21 protein-coding genes are annotated in these 17,838 nt (G+C 63.9%); 10 read left to right on the forward strand and 11 right to left on the reverse strand.

Annotated features, from left to right (window positions below; genetic code table 11):
* Nucleotides 1-110: 110 nt before the first annotated feature.
* From JQ587_RS10975 to JQ587_RS10985, 3 genes are all read right to left on the reverse strand, one after another.
* Nucleotides 111-404, reverse strand: a complete 294-nt coding sequence (locus JQ587_RS10975) for an HdeA family protein (protein ID WP_212302986.1) — start codon at nucleotides 402-404, stop codon at nucleotides 111-113.
* 219 nt (nucleotides 405-623) lie between these two features.
* Nucleotides 624-866 carry a PilZ domain-containing protein gene (locus JQ587_RS10980; RefSeq protein WP_212425300.1) on the reverse strand — a complete coding sequence of 81 codons (243 nt, stop codon included), beginning with the start codon at nucleotides 864-866 and terminating at the stop codon, nucleotides 624-626.
* A 276-nt stretch (nucleotides 867-1,142) separates the two neighbouring features.
* Nucleotides 1,143-1,376 (reverse strand): hypothetical protein, encoded by a 234-nt coding sequence (locus JQ587_RS10985; RefSeq protein WP_212425301.1) that lies wholly within the window; start codon nucleotides 1,374-1,376, stop codon nucleotides 1,143-1,145.
* Between the two features lie 152 nt (nucleotides 1,377-1,528).
* Between JQ587_RS10985 and JQ587_RS10990 the strand changes: the two genes are divergently transcribed.
* Together JQ587_RS10990 and JQ587_RS10995 are read left to right on the forward strand one after the other, a co-directional pair.
* Entirely contained in the window at nucleotides 1,529-1,933 is a 405-nt protein-coding gene (locus tag JQ587_RS10990) for a hypothetical protein (protein ID WP_212302983.1), read from the forward strand.
* Between the two features lie 113 nt (nucleotides 1,934-2,046).
* On the forward strand, nucleotides 2,047-2,376 hold the full coding sequence (locus JQ587_RS10995) for a hypothetical protein (protein WP_212302982.1): 330 nt from the start codon (nucleotides 2,047-2,049) through the stop codon (nucleotides 2,374-2,376).
* A gap of 75 nt (nucleotides 2,377-2,451) precedes the next feature.
* On the opposite strand, the gene JQ587_RS11000 is transcribed toward JQ587_RS10995, so the two are convergent.
* From JQ587_RS11000 to JQ587_RS11015, 4 genes are all read right to left on the reverse strand, one after another.
* A complete protein-coding gene (locus JQ587_RS11000; RefSeq protein ID WP_212302981.1) occupies nucleotides 2,452-2,808 on the reverse strand; it encodes a carboxymuconolactone decarboxylase family protein in 357 nt (118 codons plus the stop codon).
* A 10-nt stretch (nucleotides 2,809-2,818) separates the two neighbouring features.
* Nucleotides 2,819-6,043 carry an efflux RND transporter permease subunit gene (locus tag JQ587_RS11005; RefSeq protein ID WP_212425302.1) on the reverse strand — a complete coding sequence of 1,075 codons (3,225 nt, stop codon included), beginning with the start codon at nucleotides 6,041-6,043 and terminating at the stop codon, nucleotides 2,819-2,821.
* Entirely contained in the window at nucleotides 6,040-7,065 is a 1,026-nt protein-coding gene (locus JQ587_RS11010) for an efflux RND transporter periplasmic adaptor subunit (RefSeq protein WP_212302979.1), read from the reverse strand. The genes JQ587_RS11005 and JQ587_RS11010 overlap by 4 nt, the downstream gene beginning before the upstream one ends.
* A 102-nt stretch (nucleotides 7,066-7,167) precedes the next feature.
* Nucleotides 7,168-7,488: an ArsR/SmtB family transcription factor gene (locus JQ587_RS11015; protein WP_212302978.1), complete on the reverse strand. Its 321-nt coding sequence runs from the start codon at nucleotides 7,486-7,488 to the stop codon at nucleotides 7,168-7,170.
* Nucleotides 7,489-7,582: 94 nt separating this feature from the next.
* On the opposite strand from JQ587_RS11015, the gene JQ587_RS11020 reads away from it, so the two are divergent.
* From JQ587_RS11020 to JQ587_RS11040, 5 genes are all read left to right on the forward strand, one after another.
* Nucleotides 7,583-8,869: an NAD(P)/FAD-dependent oxidoreductase gene (locus tag JQ587_RS11020; RefSeq protein WP_212425303.1), complete on the forward strand. Its 1,287-nt coding sequence runs from the start codon at nucleotides 7,583-7,585 to the stop codon at nucleotides 8,867-8,869.
* The gene (gene trxC / locus JQ587_RS11025; protein ID WP_212425304.1) at nucleotides 8,866-9,324 is read left to right on the forward strand and encodes a thioredoxin TrxC; all 459 of its coding nucleotides are present in this window, start codon (nucleotides 8,866-8,868) and stop codon (nucleotides 9,322-9,324) included. Before JQ587_RS11020 ends, trxC begins: the two co-directional genes overlap by 4 nt.
* Before the next feature lie 12 nt (nucleotides 9,325-9,336).
* Nucleotides 9,337-9,540, forward strand: a complete 204-nt coding sequence (locus JQ587_RS11030; protein WP_212302975.1) for a YgaP family membrane protein — start codon at nucleotides 9,337-9,339, stop codon at nucleotides 9,538-9,540.
* Nucleotides 9,541-9,576: 36 nt separating this feature from the next.
* A complete protein-coding gene (gene ccoG / locus JQ587_RS11035; RefSeq protein ID WP_212425305.1) occupies nucleotides 9,577-11,016 on the forward strand; it encodes a cytochrome c oxidase accessory protein CcoG in 1,440 nt (479 codons plus the stop codon).
* Between the two features lie 155 nt (nucleotides 11,017-11,171).
* Nucleotides 11,172-12,335, forward strand: a complete 1,164-nt coding sequence (locus tag JQ587_RS11040; protein ID WP_212425306.1) for a GNAT family N-acetyltransferase — start codon at nucleotides 11,172-11,174, stop codon at nucleotides 12,333-12,335.
* 3 nt (nucleotides 12,336-12,338) lie between these two features.
* Here JQ587_RS11040 and JQ587_RS11045 read toward each other — a convergent pair whose 3' ends face one another.
* Both JQ587_RS11045 and JQ587_RS11050 read right to left on the reverse strand, forming a co-directional pair.
* Nucleotides 12,339-13,004: a DsbA family oxidoreductase gene (locus JQ587_RS11045; RefSeq protein WP_212425307.1), complete on the reverse strand. Its 666-nt coding sequence runs from the start codon at nucleotides 13,002-13,004 to the stop codon at nucleotides 12,339-12,341.
* A 66-nt stretch (nucleotides 13,005-13,070) separates the two neighbouring features.
* The gene (locus JQ587_RS11050; protein WP_212425308.1) at nucleotides 13,071-13,892 is read right to left on the reverse strand and encodes a helix-turn-helix domain-containing protein; all 822 of its coding nucleotides are present in this window, start codon (nucleotides 13,890-13,892) and stop codon (nucleotides 13,071-13,073) included.
* A gap of 101 nt (nucleotides 13,893-13,993) precedes the next feature.
* Here JQ587_RS11050 and JQ587_RS11055 point away from each other — a divergent pair, with 101 nt between their 5' ends.
* Both JQ587_RS11055 and JQ587_RS11060 read left to right on the forward strand, forming a co-directional pair.
* Nucleotides 13,994-14,224 (forward strand): hypothetical protein, encoded by a 231-nt coding sequence (locus JQ587_RS11055; RefSeq protein ID WP_212302970.1) that lies wholly within the window; start codon nucleotides 13,994-13,996, stop codon nucleotides 14,222-14,224.
* A gap of 36 nt (nucleotides 14,225-14,260) precedes the next feature.
* A complete protein-coding gene (locus JQ587_RS11060; RefSeq protein ID WP_212425309.1) occupies nucleotides 14,261-14,659 on the forward strand; it encodes a hypothetical protein in 399 nt (132 codons plus the stop codon).
* Between the two features lie 57 nt (nucleotides 14,660-14,716).
* Here JQ587_RS11060 and JQ587_RS11065 read toward each other — a convergent pair whose 3' ends face one another.
* Together JQ587_RS11065 and JQ587_RS11070 are read right to left on the reverse strand one after the other, a co-directional pair.
* Entirely contained in the window at nucleotides 14,717-15,286 is a 570-nt protein-coding gene (locus JQ587_RS11065) for an SET domain-containing protein (protein WP_212425310.1), read from the reverse strand.
* 190 nt (nucleotides 15,287-15,476) lie between these two features.
* Nucleotides 15,477-16,199 (reverse strand): TetR/AcrR family transcriptional regulator, encoded by a 723-nt coding sequence (locus tag JQ587_RS11070; RefSeq protein ID WP_212425311.1) that lies wholly within the window; start codon nucleotides 16,197-16,199, stop codon nucleotides 15,477-15,479.
* Between the two features lie 106 nt (nucleotides 16,200-16,305).
* Between JQ587_RS11070 and JQ587_RS11075 the strand changes: the two genes are divergently transcribed.
* Nucleotides 16,306-17,703, forward strand: coding sequence for a carotenoid oxygenase family protein (locus JQ587_RS11075; RefSeq protein ID WP_212425312.1), 1,398 nt, complete (start codon nucleotides 16,306-16,308; stop codon nucleotides 17,701-17,703).
* The last annotated feature ends 135 nt before the right edge of the window (nucleotides 17,704-17,838 follow it).

Here is a 17,838-nt window from a genome sequence, read left to right on the forward strand (position 1 = left end):
GAAACGAAGAGAGCCGCGTGAGCGCAAAGCGCACCGCGGCTCTCGATGACGATCGTATCGAATCAACAGACCGAGGCGCGATCGCGCCTCGGTCGAGACGCTTCCGAAAATTACTTGCCGAGGATTTCGTCGGCCGCGGTGACGACGCTGACGGTCGGATTCTTTCCGCAATAGGCACCGAACTTCTTGGCGTTCTCGATGAACACCTCGGTGTCGATGATCGCGTTGTCCTCGTCGCCCTTGTACCAGCCATCCATCCAGGTCAACACGACCGCGATGTTGTCTTCGCCGCTCTCCAGGAATTGCTTGCAAGTCATGGTCGAGAGGTCCCACTTGACCGCGTGAGCGGGCACCGACGACAGCGAGAGCGCTGCGGCGAACAGAAGCGAAAGCGTGGTCTTCATTGGAATCTCCATCGGCGCGTAACGCCATAAAGGAAAGGCTTGGGGATAAACTCGGCGGGAAGCAACTCGCTCGAACTGATGCGGTGAACCATGTTCGAGGCGGACGCCGCTGTTCGTCGCGCTGGTCATCGCGGCGCTGGGCTGGCGTCGCCTGCGTCTTATCACGCAATCATCATCGCGTTGTGGACACGATGCGAACGCTCGTTCACATGACACACATTATTGCACGAAGGCGAGGCCGATGCGCCGCTCGCTGCGCCAGACGGCGCGGCAACTCCGCCTGAAATTATCACGCGCGATCGAGAGGGTGAACGATTGCGGTAATGCGACAGGACTGTCGAGATCTATTGCCGCTCCGCCTTCCGATATGTTTCGCACCGTACACGCTACACCCCTATTTTCGTAGGTGATCGTGCCGCCCTTGAAGACCCTGTGACGTTGCGCTGCACGTTTCTCGGTCATCGACGCTAATCCATAATGGCGATTGAAAATTAGTGCATAGAAATTACGTTGAACTAAACTCAATACTGGCGCTCCTTGCACAGCGCTTCAGACTTCGTTTACGACGCTGAGGCGACCGCGCTGCAACGTCACGAGGGTGATAATCGAAAGCGCAGACCAACTGACCGACATTGTCGGACGTGATCTCCCGAAGACAAAAAGCCTAAACCGCCGGCATCGCCGCCCCGACTCGCCCGAGGGCGAAGTAGACATCTCCGCTCGGCCGGCCGCTTCGCTCTATTTCGGCTTCTTCGCGGGCTCGCTCGGACGCGCCCCGCTCCACGGGTCGTACTTTTCCTTGGACTCCGGAATGCGCTCGAGCGCGGCCTTGTAGGCCTTCTCATCGACCTTGGGCTTGCTGTCGGCCTTGGCGCCGCCCTCGTTGGCGTGGCGCCGGCCGCCGCCCATCTGCGCCTGCGCCGAAGCAACCGTCAGCGCCAGCACTGCGGCCGCTATGGCCAAAATCCTCATTCGCGCAATCCCTCTCATCCAAAGCACAAACTAGCCTGCAATCCGGTATTGGCAAATGCGGCTTGTAGCACCCCTTCAGCAAATGTTGATCGGGCGAGACTTCGTCCCGCCGGATTCGCGCCTATCTGTTGGTCCGCAGGGGATCTTCTCGAATGTTGCGGATTGTTGCTCATCTGGCGCTGCTCGCCGCCGCGCTCGCACTCGGCGCGTGCGGCTTTGCCGACAGCCGCGCGCCGGTGCCCGACTTCATGCGCCTCAAGGAGGCCGAGCAGCCTCCGCCTGAACCGCCGCCCGACGTCAAGCGCGTGGTCCGCGAGCAGATCGAAGTGGTCTTCCTCAACACCTCCTATCCGCGCGAGGTGCAAGTCGCCCTGCCCCATCATGAAGTCCGCGGAACGGGCTGGACCGCCTGCGTCCGCGCGCAACTCACCTCGGCCACCGGTTCGGCGCTGGGCACCCAGACCTACATCGTGACGATCAATGGCGGAAAGGTCATCGACCGGCGGCGCGCCGAAGCCGACGACATCTGCGGCTCGGAAGCCTACCAGCCGATCTAGCGATGAATAAGTGCCACACGACACCCGGTTCCGGGAAAAACCTGTAAATCAGCCGGAACGATCGTCGCCTCCCATTCTTGTTACCGCCGAGGGCAGTTTCGGAGGAGGACAGGATGAGGACGTTCACGATTGCACTGTTGGCCGGTGTCGGGGCTCTCGCGGCGGCGACCAGCGCGAAGGCTGCGGATCTTTACACCACCAGCGAATACACCAGCCCCGACCTCATTCAGGAGGTCCGGCTCGTTTGCGATGACGCCGGCAATTGCTATCGCACCCATGGCGGCGCGCGCGTGATCGTGCGCGACTCCTATGCGAGGATGCCGCGCGAACGCTATTACGAGCGTCGCACCTATCGCGACTGGGACGACGGCCCGCGCGCCGGCGTCGGCATTCGCGCGCCCGGCGTGAGCGTCGGAGTCGGTGTCGGCGACGACCGCTGGTAAGCAATACAGCATGACGGACGGGACCGGACGAGTGAGTTCGTCCGGACCCGTCCGCTTGACTTGACGGCAGATCAGTCAGGCAGCGACCGTCTGCCGCTGGAACTGCTCATATGCCGCGATCGCATCCGCGGCATACATCAAGGATGGGCCACCACCCATGTAGACGGCCATGCCAAGGGCCTCCTCAATCTCTTCGCGCGTCGCGGCAAGCTTGACGAGCGCCTCGGCGTGAAATCCGATACAGCCGTCGCAATGCGCAGCGACGCCGAGCGCAAGCGCGATCAGTTCCTTGGTTTTCTTGTCCAGCGCGCCGTCGCGCGTGGCCGCCTGAGCAAGCGCGGTAAATCCCTTCATCGTGTCAGGGATGTCGTTGCGCAGCTTCCTCAGATTGGCGGAGATATTCCTTGTGATGTCGACATAGTTCTTGTCCATCGGACCCTCGCTAGCTGGATTTGACTGTGGTCGAAGTCGCCTCGGACGGTGCGCGCAAGGCGATATAGATCGCGGGAATCACCAGCACGGTGAGCAGCGTTGACGACGCAAGCCCGAACAGAAGCGAGATCGCCAGTCCTTGAAAAATCGGATCGAGCAGGATGGTCGCGGCGCCGATCATGGCCGCAAGCGCGGTGAGAAGGATTGGCTTGAATCGAACTGCGCCAGCCTCCAGCACCACCTCGCGAACCGACTTGCCCTCTCCACCGCTGTGCCGGATGAAGTCGACCAGCAGGATCGAGTTGCGCACGATGATGCCGGCCAGTGCGATGAAGCCGATCATCGAGGTCGCGGTGAACGCCGCGCCCAACAGCCAGTGCCCGATCAAGATGCCGATCAGCGTGAGCGGAATCGGCGTCAGGATGACGAGTGGCAGACGGAAGCTCCTGAACTGGGCGACCACCAGCACGTAGATGCCGAGGATTGCAGCGCCGAAGGCCGCGCCCATGTCGCGGAAGGTCACCCAGGTAATTTCCCATTCGCCGTCCCACAGCAGTGTGGGACGCGACTCGTCCGACGGCTGGCCGTGCAGGCTGATCGCAGGTTTCGCCAGCTTGCCCCAGTCATGGGCATCAACCCGATCCGCAACCGCCAGCATGCCGTAGAGTGGCGCCTCGAAGCGTCCCGCGAGCTCGGCCATCACCATGTCTGCAAAGCGCCCGTCACGGCGGAAGATTGTCGGTGAGCCCTCTTCGGTCGTCGCCTTCACGACCTGTCCGAGCTCCACCACCGTCTTGCTGCCGGGCAACGTATTGGCTGGCACGGGCGTAGAGGCCAGCGCCTCGTCCCAGACCAGGTCGCGCTTTCCGAGATGCACCGCGATCTCGATCGGATTGCGGTCCTCGCCGCGATGCGAATAGCCGATCGAGATGCCGCCGAACAGCGCCTGGATCGTGTCGTAGACGTCACGCTGCTCGACGCCGAAGAATTCAAGCCGTTCCTGGTCGATCGAGAGCCGCAGCCGGGGCCGCTTCTCGCCGATGGAATCATCGATGTCGACGATGAAGGGCACCTCTGCGAAGATCTTCTTGAGTTCGGCCGTGACCGCACGACGCGTGGCGGCATCGGGACCGTAGATCTCGGCAAGCAGCGTCGAGAGCACCGGCGGCCCCGGCGGCACTTCCACCACCTTGATGCTGGTGCCCTTGGGTGGATCGAGCGTCTTCATCTTCTCGCGCAGCTCGAGCGCGATCTCGTGGCTGGCACGCTTGCGCTCGCCGCGCGCAGTCAGGTTGACCTGCACCTCGCCGAGTTCGGGCCGCTCACGCAAGTAGTAGTGCCGTACCAGGCCGTTGAAATTGAAGGGAGCCGGTGTGCCGGCGTAAGATTGCAACGAGGTGACCTCCGGCAATTGTCGCGCGAGCTCGGCCACGTCGAACAGCATGCGCTCGGTCGCCTCCAGACTCGCCCCTTCCGGCAGGTCGATGACAACGGCGATCTCGGATTTGTTGTCGAACGGCAAAAGCTTGACCGTCACAGACTTGGTCGCAAACAGCGTCATTGACAGCAGCGTCGCGATGCCGACACCGAGCAAGAATGTCCAGGCCGATCGCTTGCTCCGCACGATTGGCGTGGCGAAGCGCCGGTAGATCCGGCCGAGCCGACCCTCATCGTGCGTCGCATGGACCGGCGCAATGTCGCCCTTCGGCGCGAGCTTGAGCATCAGCCAGGGAGCCACCACCATCGCGACGAAGAACGAGAACAGCATGGCCGCCGACGCATTGGCCGGAATCGGCGCCATGTAGGGCCCCATCAGGCCCGACACGAACAGCATCGGCAACAGCGCGGCGACCACCGTCAACGTCGCGACGATGGTGGGGTTGCCGACTTCCGCCACCGCCTCGATGGTCGCCTGCAAGCGCGGCCGGCCGTCGCGCATGCCCCAATGCCGCGCGATGTTCTCGACCACGACAATGGCGTCGTCGACGAGAATGCCGATCGAAAAAATCAGCGCGAACAGGCTGACCCGGTTGATGGTGTAGCCCATCAGGTTGGCGGCGAACATCGTCAGCAGGATCGTCGTGGGGATCACGACGAAGGTCACCAGAGCTTCGCGCCAGCCGATCGCAATCGCGATCAGGACCACAATTGAGATCGTCGCGAGCCCAAGGTGAAACAACAGCTCGTTGGCCTTCTCGTTGGCCGTCTCACCGTAGTCGCGCGTCACCGTCAGCTGGACATCCTCGGGGATCAGGCGGGACTTCAGCCCTTCGAGACGTTTGGCAATGTTCTCGGATACGACAACGGCATTGGCACCGGCGCGCTTGGCCAGCGCCAGGCTGACTGCAGGCATCCTCCCCCACTGTCCCCCGGTGTCGCGCGTATCCGTCCAGACTCGATGCTCGATCGTGCTCGGGCCGACGACGACGGAGGCGACGTCCTTGACGTAGACCGGCCGGCCGTCGCGGGTCGTGATGAGCAGCAATCCTATGTCGGGGATGCCCGACAGCGTCTGGCCCGCCGCGACGTTCCGCACGATACCGGCATCGCGGACCTGCCCCGCCAGGAATGAGCGATTGGCATCCTTCACCTTGGCCACGAGCTGCTGCAGCGTGATGCCGAACAGCGACAGCTTTTCCGGATCGGGCTCGACCCGGATCTGTTGCGGCGCGCCGCCGGAAACATAGGTCAAGCCGATATCGTCGACCTTCATCAGCTCCGCGCGCAGCTTGTCCGCAAGCTCGTAGAGGTCCTTGTCGGTCCAGCGGCTGGCCGCTTCCGGCTTGGGCGAGAGCGTCAGCACGGTCACCGCGACGTCATTGATGCCGCGACCGACGATCAGCGGCTCGGGGATGCCGACGGGAACGCGATCGAGATTGGCGCGGATCTTTTCATGGACCCGAAGGATCGCGTCCTCGAACTTGGTGCCGACCAGAAAGCGCGCGGTCACCATCACGCGGTCGTCCTCGGTCTGGCTATAGACGTGCTCGACGCCGTCGATGCCCTTGACGATCGATTCCAGCGGCTTTGTCACCAGCTCGACAGCGTCCGGTCCGCGCAAACCATCGGCGGTGATGCGGATATCCACCATGGGAACGCTGATCTGCGGCTCCTCCTCGCGCGGGATCACCACGACGGCGATCAGCCCCACGACGAGTGCCGCAAGCAGGAACAAAGGTGTCAGCGGCGAAGCAATGGTCGATCTGGTCAACCGTCCTGACAGTCCGAGATTCACGGTTGCACCAACCGGTCGCCGGCATGGATGCCGGACAGGATTTCGAGCCCGTCAGGAAGCTCCGGCGTCGGCAAGCCGCGTCCACGTTGCACCGGGACGTCGATCGTGACATCGCTTTTCCGGAGCTGGACGTAGTCGATGCCGAACCGGGTCGTCACATAGCTCGATGGGATAATGTAGGCCGGCCGCGTGCCGCCGGAGATCCAGACCCGCAGGCGGTCCCCGACGAAATATTCGCCGAGCCCTTCGACGGTCGCGTCCGCAATAACACGCCCTTCCTCGATCTGTGGATAGACGAGGTCGATCAGGCCCCATTTCGAGGCCTCCCCCGCGAGCTCCGCGCCATCGATGCGGATCTTGTCGCCGGCCTTCAGGAAGCGCGCGTGGCGCTCCGGCACGCGCAACCGCAACTTGAAATTCTGCTGGGCGACGGTCACGATCGGGTCGCCGGCGAGCACGACCGATCCCACGGTGATCAGCCGCTTCAACACGCGGCCATCGGCCGGCGCGAGCACCTGGCCCTGGTTGAGCTGCTCGTTGATGACGGCGCGTTCTGCGGCCTTCGCGCGCAGGCCGTTGTCGGCAACGTTGAGCGCGGTACGTTGCTCGTCGAGCTTGACGCGCGGCAGGATGCCGCGTTCGACCAGGCCTTCGGTGCGGGTGAAGTCGATCTGCGCCTGGTTGGCCTGCGCCTGGAGCGCTTCGATCTGGGCGTCGAGCGATTTCATCTGGAGGACGAGCTTTTCGTCACCGATGATCGCAATGGCCTGGCCGGCTGCGACGCGGTCGCCTTCCCTCACCTTGAGCTGTGCAACGGTGCCGCCGATGCGGCCTCGGGCGGGGACCACGCTGATACTCTCGACGGTGGCGAACACGGCCTTCTCGTCGATGACCGGCTGCTGCGCCACGGTCAACATTTCCGCGGCGGCTCGGGACCCCACCGGCACGCCGAGCGCGGCCAACAGCACTAGAAATCCGAGGCATCGCGTCAGATATTCCACGGGATCCATCCGTGTCATCATCAGGTTCACCACGCCGCAACGCGACGCCCTCTCATTTCATCGACATCTGGCGGGCGCGCGTTGATCTCGCGCAAAGCGCTCCTGCCCGCCGTTTCCTAGGCTTCATCGCGTCCTTGCGGACTTCGGTGCGCAAAACACCTGGTAGAGCGTCTTCAAGACCTCGCGGGCCGGCTCGCTGGCGATCGAATAGAAGATGGTCTGCGCATCACGCCGCGAGGACACCAGGCCATCCTTGCGAAGGAGCGCAAGATGCTGGGACACCGTGGAATCCCTGAGATTCAGGAACTCGGCCAGCTCTCCAACCGAGCGCTCGCCGTCGATCAACTGGCAGATGATGAGAAGCCGGTGACGGCTGGAGAGCGCCTTAAGCAATTCGCTCGCCTGATCGGCCGCCCGCTCCATGACGTCGCTATCTATTTTCATACTTGCGTATATACGAACTTATGAATATATAGTCAAGCGCTGCGATACAGCCGGAACTGAACCGGCGGAGCAGCCTGATCCAACGGAGGTACCCATGGCGGAAGTCGTCGTAATCGGAGCCGGGCTGAGCGGAACGCTGATGGCCTATGAACTGCTGCCCCAGTTGAGAAGTGAGGATCGCCTGACCCTGGTTGCGCAGGGCGCAGCCTATCATTTCGTGCCGTCCAATCCCTGGGTGGCGGTCGGCTGGCGCAAGCGCGATGAGATCGAGATCAATCTCGAGGAGGTCATGAAGCGCAAGGGCGTGCGCCTGCTGACGCAGGGCGCCAAGCGTGTCCGCCCCACGGAAAACCGGGTCGAGCTCGGCGACGGGACCTCCATCGACTACGACTATCTGGTGGTCGCAACCGGTCCCGAGCTTGCCTTCGACGAAATCCCGGGGCTTGGACCGGAAGGCTACACTCAGTCCATCTGTCACGTCGATCATGCGACACGCGCCAAGGAGGCGTTCGAGATACTCGCCGCGAACCCCGGCCCCGTAGTGATCGGCGCGGTGCAGGGGGCTTCATGCTTCGGGCCGGCCTATGAGTTCCTCTTCATCCTGGAAACGGAGCTGCGCCGGCGAAAGCTGCGCGACCGGGTTCCGATGACGTTCGTCACCTCGGAGCCGTATATCGGCCATCTCGGTCTCGACGGCGTCGGTGACACCAAGGGCCTCCTCGAAAGCGAGATGCGCGAGAAGCACATCAAGTGGATTACCAACGCGCGCGTCGATAGCATTGCCCCCGGCGTGATGTCGGTGGAGGAGTTCGCGGACAACGGCACCTCCCACAAGGCCCACGAGCTACCGTTCGCCTATTCGATGATGTTGCCGGCTTTTCGCGGCGTCGAGGCGGTGCGGGGCATCGAGAAACTGACCAACCCGCGCGGCTTCGTCCTGGTCGACAAGCATCAGCAGAACCCGACCTTCCCGAACGTCTTTGCCGTCGGTGTCTGCGTCGCGATCGCGCCGGTCGGCGCGACGCCGGTGCCGGTCGGTGTGCCGAAGACCGGCTTCATGATCGAGTCCATGGTGACGGCGACCGCCATGAACATCGGCGCCCTTCTCCGCGGCAAGGCGCCGACGGCGCAACCGACCTGGAACGCAATCTGCCTCGCCGACTTCGGCGATTCCGGCGTTGCCTTCCTCGCACAGCCGCAGATTCCGCCGCGCAACGTCAACTGGTCGTCCAAGGGCGAGTGGGTGCACTACGCCAAGGTCGCCTTCGAGAAATACTTCCTTCGCAAGATGCGGCGCGGCGAGAGCGAGCCATTCTACGAGCGCTTCCTGCTCGACAGGCTGAACATCGCCAAGATCAAGGAGGTCCGGACAGGCACATGAGCACCACACGCCAGATCGTTTGTGGTAGTTGCGGGCGCATCAATCGCCTTCCCGCCGAGCGCGCGCCGGAAGGAGCGCGCTGCGGCGCTTGTCACCAGTCGATGTTCACTGGTCATCCGATCGAGGTGGACGAAGCAGCGTTCGGCCGCCATGTCGCCAACAACGACATTCCCGTGCTGATCGATGTCTGGGCGCCATGGTGCGGTCCATGCCGCGCCATGGCGCCGATGTTCGAGCGCGCCGCACAACAGCTGGAGCCGAAGGTCCGGCTGCTGAAGCTCAATTCGGACAACGCGCCTGCCATATCGTCACGTTTCAACATCAGTGGCATCCCGACCTTGCTGTTGATGCGTGACGGCCGTGAGATTGCCCGCCAAGCGGGCGCGATGGATGCACGCAGCATCGTAGCCTGGACTGAAGCCAGCCTGACCCGTTCGGAACGTGATCATACCTGAGAGGAGCATGCCATGAATGTCGACAAAGCCGTTCTCGCCTTCGCAGGATTCGTCGTCCTGCTCGGACTTGCATTGGGCACATACGTCAATGCGTACTGGTACCTGCTGACGGCCTTTGCCGGGCTGAACATGTTGCAGGCCTCGTTTACGGGCTTCTGCCCCGCGGCGATCGTGTTCAAGAAGCTAGGCCTGGGCAGCGGCTGCGCGTTCTCGTAGCGCACCGATCTAGACTGTGATGCGGGGGAATTTGCCATGACCGACGACACCTTCATCGAGGGGCCTCTCTACGAGAAGCGAAGGAAGGTCTATCCGCAGTCGGTGCACGGCCCGTTCCGCCGCATCAAATGGGCAATTCTCTGCGTGACGCTCGGGACCTATTATCTGCTACCGTTCGTGCGCTGGAATCGCGGGCCCGGCCTGCCCGACCAGGCCGTGCTGATCGATTTGCCGCATCGCCGCTTCTATTTCTTCTTCATCGAGCTGTGGCCGCAGGAAGTCTATTACTTCACGGGCCTCCTCATCATCGCGGCGATGACGCTGTTCCTGATGAACGCAGTCGCCGGCCGGCTTTGGTGCGGCTATTTGTGCCCGCAGACCGTATGGACCGACTTGTTCTACGCGGTCGAACGCTGGGTCGAGGGCGACCGGCGCGAGCGCATGCAGGGCGACAAGCGCTATTGGACGTTTGACCACGTCCGCAAGGTCGCACTGAAGCATTTTCTCTGGATCATGATCGCTTGGTGGACCGGCGGCGCATGGGTGCTGTATTTCGACGACGCGCCAACACTGGTGAAGGAGCTCGCCACCTTCCAGGCGCCGTTCATCGCCTATCTCTGGATCGGCATCCTGACCGGCACGACATATCTTTTTGCCGGGCACGCCCGCGAACAGACCTGCATCTACATGTGCCCCTGGCCGCGCATCCAGGCGGCACTGACCGACGAGTGGGCACTCAACGTCACCTATCGTTACGACCGCGGCGAGCCGCGCATGTCGGTCAAGAAGGCGGAAGCCGCCCGCGCCCATGGCGATGTCGCCGGTGACTGTGTCGACTGCCACCAATGCATCAATGTCTGCCCGACCGGTGTCGACATCCGCCATGGAATTCAGCTCGGTTGCATCCAGTGCGGCCTTTGCATCGACGCATGCGACAACGTCATGCGCGACATCGGCCGGCCTACCGGCCTGATCGGCTACGACACCGACATCAACATGCAGCGCCGCCACGACGGCAAGGCGCCGGTCTACCGCATAATCCGCCCGCGCACGCTGATCTATGCTGCCGCCATCGCCGTCGTCGGGACCATCATGCTCTATACGCTCGCCACGCGCGCGACGATGGACGTCAACGTGCTGCACGAACGCAATCCGCTGTTCGTCCAGCTCTCGGACGGCGGCGTGCGCAACGACTACACCGTGCGCATCCTCAACAAGGGCGCGGAGCGATCGTTCACGCTCGAGGTCTCCGGCCTGCCGGGCGCAACCCTGCGCGTCGCCGGCGTCGAGGCTGGGCCCGAGGGCAAGCCAGTCGTCGCGGTCGGGCAGGATCAGACACGCGAGATCCGCCTGTCCGTGCAGGTCGGCCCGGCCAATGTCCCGCCGGCGGCGCGCGACATCAACATCGCCATTACCGACACGGCCGGCGGCGGACACGCAAGCGCCCGCGACCACTTCATCCCAGGTGACCAGTGACATCCACATCCGGCGGTGTGCCGCCGGATGCTCAACGAGACGTTAACAACACCCCTCGAATTGAAGCCGCATCCCAACGGTATTTTCCAATCTTTGCGCTAAGCATGACGGCGTAACGCCGGCTTTTGCCTTAGCGTGAACGGGGACGACGGGACGTGGTCGACATCGCGCATCAGGCTGCGATCAATCCGGCATCGGCGAAGGATGCAACGGCCGCGCTCGTCCCGCTGACGGCGATCGAGCCCGGTCAGTGGCGCGCGCTGGCGCAGCGGGCGATCGAGCCGAACGGCTATTACCTGCCCGCCTGGGAGCTCGCCGTCAGCGCAACCGCGCGCGGCCGTACCGGCGCCTCGGCCTTGTCCGTCTGCGGCGGCTCCTCGACGCGGCTGATCGGGTTGATGCCGGCGGTCTCGCTCTGGCAGGCCTGGAAGATTCCCCTGCCCGCTTTGGTGAGCGCGCATCCCTATGGCACGCTGTGCAGCCCGCTGATCGACCGCGACGCTCCCGTCGAGGCCGCCTCGCGCCTGTTGCAGCAGGCGCGCAGGGCCGGTGCGCATGCCCTGATCCTGCGCGATGTCGCTCTCGATGGCGCCGCGATGGTGTCGCTCAAGGAAGCGCTCGCCAATGATCGCCTGAAGCCACGCGTGCTCGGCTCCTATATCCGCGCCAGCCTCGATGCGACACAGGATGGCGACAGGCTGTTGCACGAAGCTCTCGGCGCCAAGAAGCTCAAGGAGCTGCGCCGGCAACGGCATCGCCTGGAGGAGCATGGCGCAATCAGCTTCGACGTCGCGCGCAAGCCGGACGAAATCCGGCCCGCGCTCGAAACGTTTCTACAACTCGAAGCCAGTGGCTGGAAGGGCGAGCGCGGCACCGCGCTGATTCAGGACGCAGGCGATGCGGCCTTCGTCCGCCGTGCCGTGCCAGCGCTCGCCGAAACTGCGCAATGCGACATCATCACGCTCCGCGCCGGCACGACGGCGGTCGCCGCCGGCATCGTGCTGCGCCACCAGGACCGCGCTTTCTTCTTCAAGCTCGGCATCGACGAGCGCTTCTCGAAATATTCTCCGGGCGTGCAGCTCACGCTCGATCTGACGCGCCACCTCTGCGCCGACCCGGCCATTGCGAGCGCGGATTCCACTGCGAGCGCCGATCACCCCATGATCAACCCGGTCTGGCGCGGCCGTTTTGCGATCGGCGACGTGCTGATCCCGCTGCGGCGGCATGATCCGATCGTGGAGCTGATTCACGCGGCTTTGATCGCGCGCGGCCTGGCGCGCGAGACAGCGCGTCGGGCGGTCCACCTGCTCCGAAAATAGGCGCTACTCTGCCGCCTGCGCGTTGATTTCCGCCGAGACCTGGCGGATGGCACGGGCGAGCAGGTTGGGATCCTGGGCGCCGGAGACGGCATATTTCTGCGCGAACACGTAGGTCGGCACGCCGGAGATGCCCTTCTCGGCAGCCTCCTGCGCGTCGGCCGACACGCGTGCAACGTCCTCGTCGGTGGCAAGGCGCTTGCGCACGTCGTCGGCATCGAGGCCGATATCGGCAGCCGCCTGCACCAGCACGTTGACGTCGGTGAGATCGCCGCCGTCGCGGAAATAGAGCTCCATCAGGCGCTGCTTCATCTCGGGCGCCTTGCCGATCGCTTCGGCCCACAGAATCAGGCGGTGGCAGTCAGTGGTGTTGGGCTGGCGCGCGACCAGTTCGGGCTTGTAGACGAGGCCCTCTTCGCTGGCCGCTGCGACCACACGCCCTGCAATGCCCTTGTAGGCCTCGACCGAACCGAACTTGGTGGTGAGATAGTCCTCGCGGCTGATGCCCTCGCGCGGCACCCAGGGATTGAGGAAGTAGGGGCGGAAATTCAGCTTGACCGGAACGTCCGGCACCAGCGCGAGCGCGCTCTCGATCCGGTGCTTGCCGATATAGCACCACGGGCACACCACGTCGGAGACGACATCGATCTGGAGCGGCTTTAGCGTGCTCATCAGCACCTCCTTCGGGCGAATAAGGGTTGTCCCAAGATAAGCCGAACCCGCCCCGGAGCAAGGGCGCTAAGTCATGGCTGCGGCCATCTGCCTGAGCCGCTCGGCGGTGCGCTCGTCAGCCGGAAAGAACGTCTCCAGCGCCAGCTCTGACAGGGTGATGTCGACGGGCGTGCCGAACACCATGGTGGTGGAGAAGAAACTTAGTATCTCCCCGTTCTGACGCAGCTTGAAGGGGATCGCGACATTATCGCCCGACAGCGGCCCCGCACGTGCCGGGATCGGATAGCTCTTGAGGTCGTGATAGAGCTTGATGAGTTCGGGATCAGCCGTCACCTCGCATTGCCGGTGCAGCCGCTCGAGCAGATGCGCGCACCATTCCGCGAGATTGACCGTGCGCGGCGCGAGGCCCTCGGGATGAAAGGCGAGCCGCAGCACGTTGAAGGGCTGGCCGAGCAGCCGCTCCGGGACGCCGGCGAGCAGCGGCGCGACCATGCGGTTTGCGGAGACCAGGTTCCAGTGCCGGTCATAGGCCAGCGCCGGATTGGGCTCGTGGGCTTTGAGGACAAGGTCGATCGCCTGCCGGGCTGATTTCAAGGCGGGATCCTCCAGCGGACGCTGCGGAAAGGCCGGCGCGTAGCCGGCCGCGACCAGCAGTACGTTGCGTTCGCGCAAGGGCACGTCGAGACGTTCGGCGAGCCGAAGCACCATTTCGCGCGAAGGCGCGGCGCGGCCGGTTTCCACGAAACTCAAATGCCGCGCGGAAATCTCGGCCTCTCCCGCCAGATCGAGCTGGCTCATGCGGCGGCGCTGCCGCCACTCGCGCAAATGGTCGCCGATATGGATCGGCTGGCTGCGCTCGGCCTGGGCCGTGGATGCGTGTGCGTTCATGGCCGAAAACCTACCACGCGCATTTCACCCCATCCATTACCCCTGAGGTAATCGAATCGGACGCCAAACCAGCGCATCTTCGGTCGCAACAGGAGATGACCATGATCGCGCTGCTGCTCTACCGCACTCTCGTCGACCACATCCTACCCTGGGCCGTGACGTTCGCGACGAGGATGCTGGCGCGCGGGCTCAACATGCCCGAGCCGCTGGTGCATTCGACCGGCGACTATGTGGTCGCACAGGTCACGGCCTTCGAGCACAGCGTCGGCAGGGGCCTCTGCCCGTTCCGCCTCGCCCGCCTGCTTCGCGCCTGGTGGCGCGGAGTTCGCTGAGTTCCCCCGCGTCCACCCCAACCACGGAGACCTCCGATGATCGATGCATCCACCTTCCTTCGCCGCGCCCTGCTCGCCGACGCTGTCTTCAGCGGCGTCTCCGCACTCGGCCTTACTTTCGGGGCCGGCGCATTCGCGGCGCTGTTCAACCTTCCTGAGGCGCTGTTGCGCGAAACCGGCCTGTTCCTGATCGCCTACACCGCGCTGGTCGGCTGGCTGGCCTCGCGCACAGCGGTGCCGAAACCGCTCGTTCTGCTGGTCGTGGTCGGCAACGCCGCCTGGACGGTAGGCAGCATCGCACTGCTGTTCTCGGGCGTGGTGTCACCAAACCTCGCCGGCGAACTGATGGTCGTGGCGCAGGCGATCGCAACCGGCGTGTTCGCAGAACTGCAATATGTGGGTTTGCGGAAGAGTGCGAGCGTGGCGACTGCGTGAGGCCACGAAGCCCTGCGTCAGTAGGGCATGACAGAAGAGGTCAGAGCAACGCGCGGATTACGCCCGCGCGCGGCTCTTCTTGGCAACGGCGTGGCCGTTGAGCTTCTTCGGTTTGGCGCCCTTGTTGGAACTCTTGGCGTCCGCCTTCTGGGCTTTCTGTTCCGCGCGCGCCTTCACTTTGGCGCGTTCGACACGCGCTTCGGCGCGCTGCTTCTTGCGTTTGTTTTCGCACGAGGGGCACTTGCAGCCGATCGGCTTCAGATAGGCTTTGAAATAGTCGGTGCCGTAATCATAGTTGATCTCGTCGCCCGGCTCGATGTTCTTGATGGCGCGGATGAACACCTTGCGCTCGCGCGGGCGGACGTCGGATTCCGCATTCGGGCGGCAGGAATGGTTGATGTAGCGAGCGAGGTTCTTGCGCACCGAGCCGTCAATGGTCCAGCGGCCATTGAGCTCGAACAGATATTTGTTCTCGATCTCGTCCTGCTCAGGAATGCGGCAGTCCAGGATCGGTCCGAAATAACGGATGATCCGGGTGCCTTTCTTGATCGGCATGGTGGCGAAGAGGCCAAGTCCGGTCTTGGAACGGCCGACGCGATAGGATTTGCGGGGAGCGATGGCTGGCATGATCGAGAGGAAACGTGGACGCGAACAGGGCCGAATGCCCAAGCGAGGCCGCTCTTCTAGAACGATTCCGCGCCGCTGTCAGGTCTATCCGGCCCGCGTCTGAGCCTTGCCCACAGTGAAGATGTCGATTGATGGAGTTCCGCAAGCTGCAGACACCATCACGGCGACTGTCACATCGGCCTGCCCGGCACTAGCACGGCAGTTTCCCCGCCACAGTCGACTTCAGGATCGCTTCCAGAAGCTGTTCGGCCGTCGTGCCCGCGGGCAGCCGCTGCAAAATATCCTCGAGCCGACCGTCGAGCAGCAGCATGGTGAAGCCGTGCACCATCGACCAGGCCCGTGCGATCGCAGCCCCCTGCTCGACGGTCAGCGCGTCGCCGCTGATCGGCTCCTGCCGCATCGCGCCGATGGCATTGGCAAGTCCGGCAAAAGAGGATTCTGCGGCCTCGTGCAGCGAAGGCCTGGAATAGTCGAGCCGCTCGGTGCGGAACATCAGACCGTACATGCCGGGATGGGCCTGGGCATAGGCGACATAGGCTTTGGGCCGCGCCAGCGCCCGCTCCAGCGGCGAGGTAGCCATATCGCAAGCCGAGGACATCGCCGCGTTGAACTGGCGAAAACCGATCGCGGCGAGCTCGCTGACGAGCCCGGTGAGATCGCCGAAATGATGGGTCGGCGCGGCGTGCGAGACGCCGGCCTCGCGCGCCACTGCGCGCAGCGTCAGACCGGCGAGCCCGTCGCGCTCCAGCACGCGCTCGGCGGCCTGAAGCAGCGCCTCGCGCAAGGCGCCGTGGTGATAGGGCGTCTCGGCCTTCGCGCTCGCCGGACGGCGCGCCGGGCGAGATGCCGGCAGCAGCTTCCTCGGGGGGCGTGCGAAGCGCGCCGTTTCGCTCTTGGTATCGCTCTTGGCCATTTACAAGCTATATGACGCAATATTGACAGTGTAAAGATTTCACTTGACGGATGCCGTGAAGAGCCCTACTCGATCTTGACGATGTAAAGATAGGGAGGGATGCGCCGTGCAGCAGGATGCGACCGCCGAGCGCCGCAACAATATCGCGCCGATTCCGTTCGAGGCGGACGCGCCCTTCCTGAAGATCATCGGCGAATTGCCACGCGAGCTGAACGGCACGCTCTATCGCAACGGCCCCAATCCGCAGTTCGAATCCGCCGGCGCCCACTGGTTCGTCGGCGACGGCATGCTGCACGCCTTTCATCTCGAAGAGGGCCGCGCCTCCTATCGCAATCGCTGGGTCCGCACGCCGAAATGGCTCGCCGAGCACGATGCCGGCCGCGCGCTGTTCAGTGGCTTCGGCCGCAAGCTGCCAGATGCGCCGCAAAACCTCACCGACGGCGGCGTTGCCAACACCAACATCATCTTCCATGGCGGCAAGCTGCTCGCGCTGGAAGAAGCGCATCTGCCGACTGAGATCGAGCCGGGCACGCTGGCAACGCGCGGCTACCACAATTATCAGGGCCGCGTCGCCGGCAGTTTCACCGCGCATCCGAAGATCGATCCCGTGACGGGCGAGCTCGTATTCTTTGGCTACAATGCGGCGGGACCGCTTACATCAGCCCTCTCTTACGGGTCGATCGACGCGTCCGGAAAAGCCACACGCTTCGAGCGTTTCGAAGCGCCCTATGCCAGCATGGTGCACGACTTCATCGTCACCGAAAATCACGTGCTGTTTCCAATTCTGCCCCTCACTGGCAGCATGGAGCGCGCGATGAGCGGTAAGCCGCCCTATGCCTGGGAGCCGGAGAAAGGCGCCTATGTCGGCGTGATGAAGCGCAACGGCACGGCGAGGGACATCGTCTGGTTCCGTGGCGAAGCCTGCTACGTCTTCCACATCATGAATGCGTGGGAGGACGGTGGCCGCATCGTCGCCGACGTCATGCAGTTCGAGCAGGCCCCGCTGTTTCCGCATCCCGACGGGCGGCCGACGGATCCGGAGAAGTCGCGTGCCCGCTATTGCCGCTGGAGCTTCGACCTCTCGGGCAATACCGACCGCTTCCAGCAGACTTATCTCGACGATCTCACCGGTGAATTCCCGCGCATCGACGATCGCCGCGCCGGGTTGAAGAGCCGTCACGGCTGGTACGCCTGCGCCAATCCACGGTTGCCGATGTTCGGCGCGCTGTCCGGCATCGTCCATGTCGACGGCGCAGGAAAGCGGCTCGGCCAGTATCTGTTGCCGGCCGGTGATACCATCTCAGAGCCCGTCTTCGTCGAGCGATCGAACGATGCGCCCGAGGGCGACGGCTGGCTGCTGGCGGTGGTCTGGCGCGCGCGGGAGAACCGTAGCGACCTCGCTGTGTTCAACGCCACCGACATCGAGGCCGGCCCCGCCGCGCTGGTGCAACTCGGCCATCGCGTGCCCGACGGCTTTCACGGCAATTGGGTAGGCGCGCAGTAGCGCCCCATTCCCGGGCACGCGAAGCGTGAACTGCGATGCGCAATTGCGCGCTTGAGAATCCATTTCGCCACAGAAGTTGCCGCCCGATGGATTCCGGGCTCGACGCGTCGCCCCGGAATGACGAATAGAGGAGGC

The sequence above is a fragment of the Bradyrhizobium manausense genome (assembly GCF_018130615.1).
In the GTDB taxonomy this organism is placed as follows: Bacteria; Pseudomonadota; Alphaproteobacteria; order Rhizobiales; family Xanthobacteraceae; genus Bradyrhizobium; species Bradyrhizobium manausense_A.

Coding starts and splice junctions, on each gene's coding strand:
- JQ587_RS11000 (WP_212302981.1), bottom strand. CDS start 2,808: ATGGACAAGAACTATGTCGACATCACAAGGAATATCTCCGCCAATCTG.
- JQ587_RS11065 (WP_212425310.1), bottom strand. CDS start 15,286: ATGCCAGCCATCGCTCCCCGCAAATCCTATCGCGTCGGCCGTTCCAAG.
- trxC (WP_212425304.1), top strand. CDS start 8,866: ATGAGCACCACACGCCAGATCGTTTGTGGTAGTTGCGGGCGCATCAAT.
- JQ587_RS10995 (WP_212302982.1), top strand. CDS start 2,047: ATGAGGACGTTCACGATTGCACTGTTGGCCGGTGTCGGGGCTCTCGCG.
- JQ587_RS11010 (WP_212302979.1), bottom strand. CDS start 7,065: ATGATGACACGGATGGATCCCGTGGAATATCTGACGCGATGCCTCGGA.
- JQ587_RS11030 (WP_212302975.1), top strand. CDS start 9,337: ATGAATGTCGACAAAGCCGTTCTCGCCTTCGCAGGATTCGTCGTCCTG.
- JQ587_RS11020 (WP_212425303.1), top strand. CDS start 7,583: ATGGCGGAAGTCGTCGTAATCGGAGCCGGGCTGAGCGGAACGCTGATG.
- JQ587_RS10975 (WP_212302986.1), bottom strand. CDS start 404: ATGAAGACCACGCTTTCGCTTCTGTTCGCCGCAGCGCTCTCGCTGTCG.
- JQ587_RS10980 (WP_212425300.1), bottom strand. CDS start 866: ATGACCGAGAAACGTGCAGCGCAACGTCACAGGGTCTTCAAGGGCGGC.
- JQ587_RS10990 (WP_212302983.1), top strand. CDS start 1,529: ATGTTGCGGATTGTTGCTCATCTGGCGCTGCTCGCCGCCGCGCTCGCA.
- JQ587_RS10985 (WP_212425301.1), bottom strand. CDS start 1,376: ATGAGGATTTTGGCCATAGCGGCCGCAGTGCTGGCGCTGACGGTTGCT.
- JQ587_RS11070 (WP_212425311.1), bottom strand. CDS start 16,199: ATGGCCAAGAGCGATACCAAGAGCGAAACGGCGCGCTTCGCACGCCCC.
- JQ587_RS11060 (WP_212425309.1), top strand. CDS start 14,261: ATGATCGATGCATCCACCTTCCTTCGCCGCGCCCTGCTCGCCGACGCT.
- ccoG (WP_212425305.1), top strand. CDS start 9,577: ATGACCGACGACACCTTCATCGAGGGGCCTCTCTACGAGAAGCGAAGG.
- JQ587_RS11015 (WP_212302978.1), bottom strand. CDS start 7,488: ATGAAAATAGATAGCGACGTCATGGAGCGGGCGGCCGATCAGGCGAGC.
- JQ587_RS11055 (WP_212302970.1), top strand. CDS start 13,994: ATGATCGCGCTGCTGCTCTACCGCACTCTCGTCGACCACATCCTACCC.
- JQ587_RS11050 (WP_212425308.1), bottom strand. CDS start 13,892: ATGAACGCACACGCATCCACGGCCCAGGCCGAGCGCAGCCAGCCGATC.
- JQ587_RS11045 (WP_212425307.1), bottom strand. CDS start 13,004: ATGAGCACGCTAAAGCCGCTCCAGATCGATGTCGTCTCCGACGTGGTG.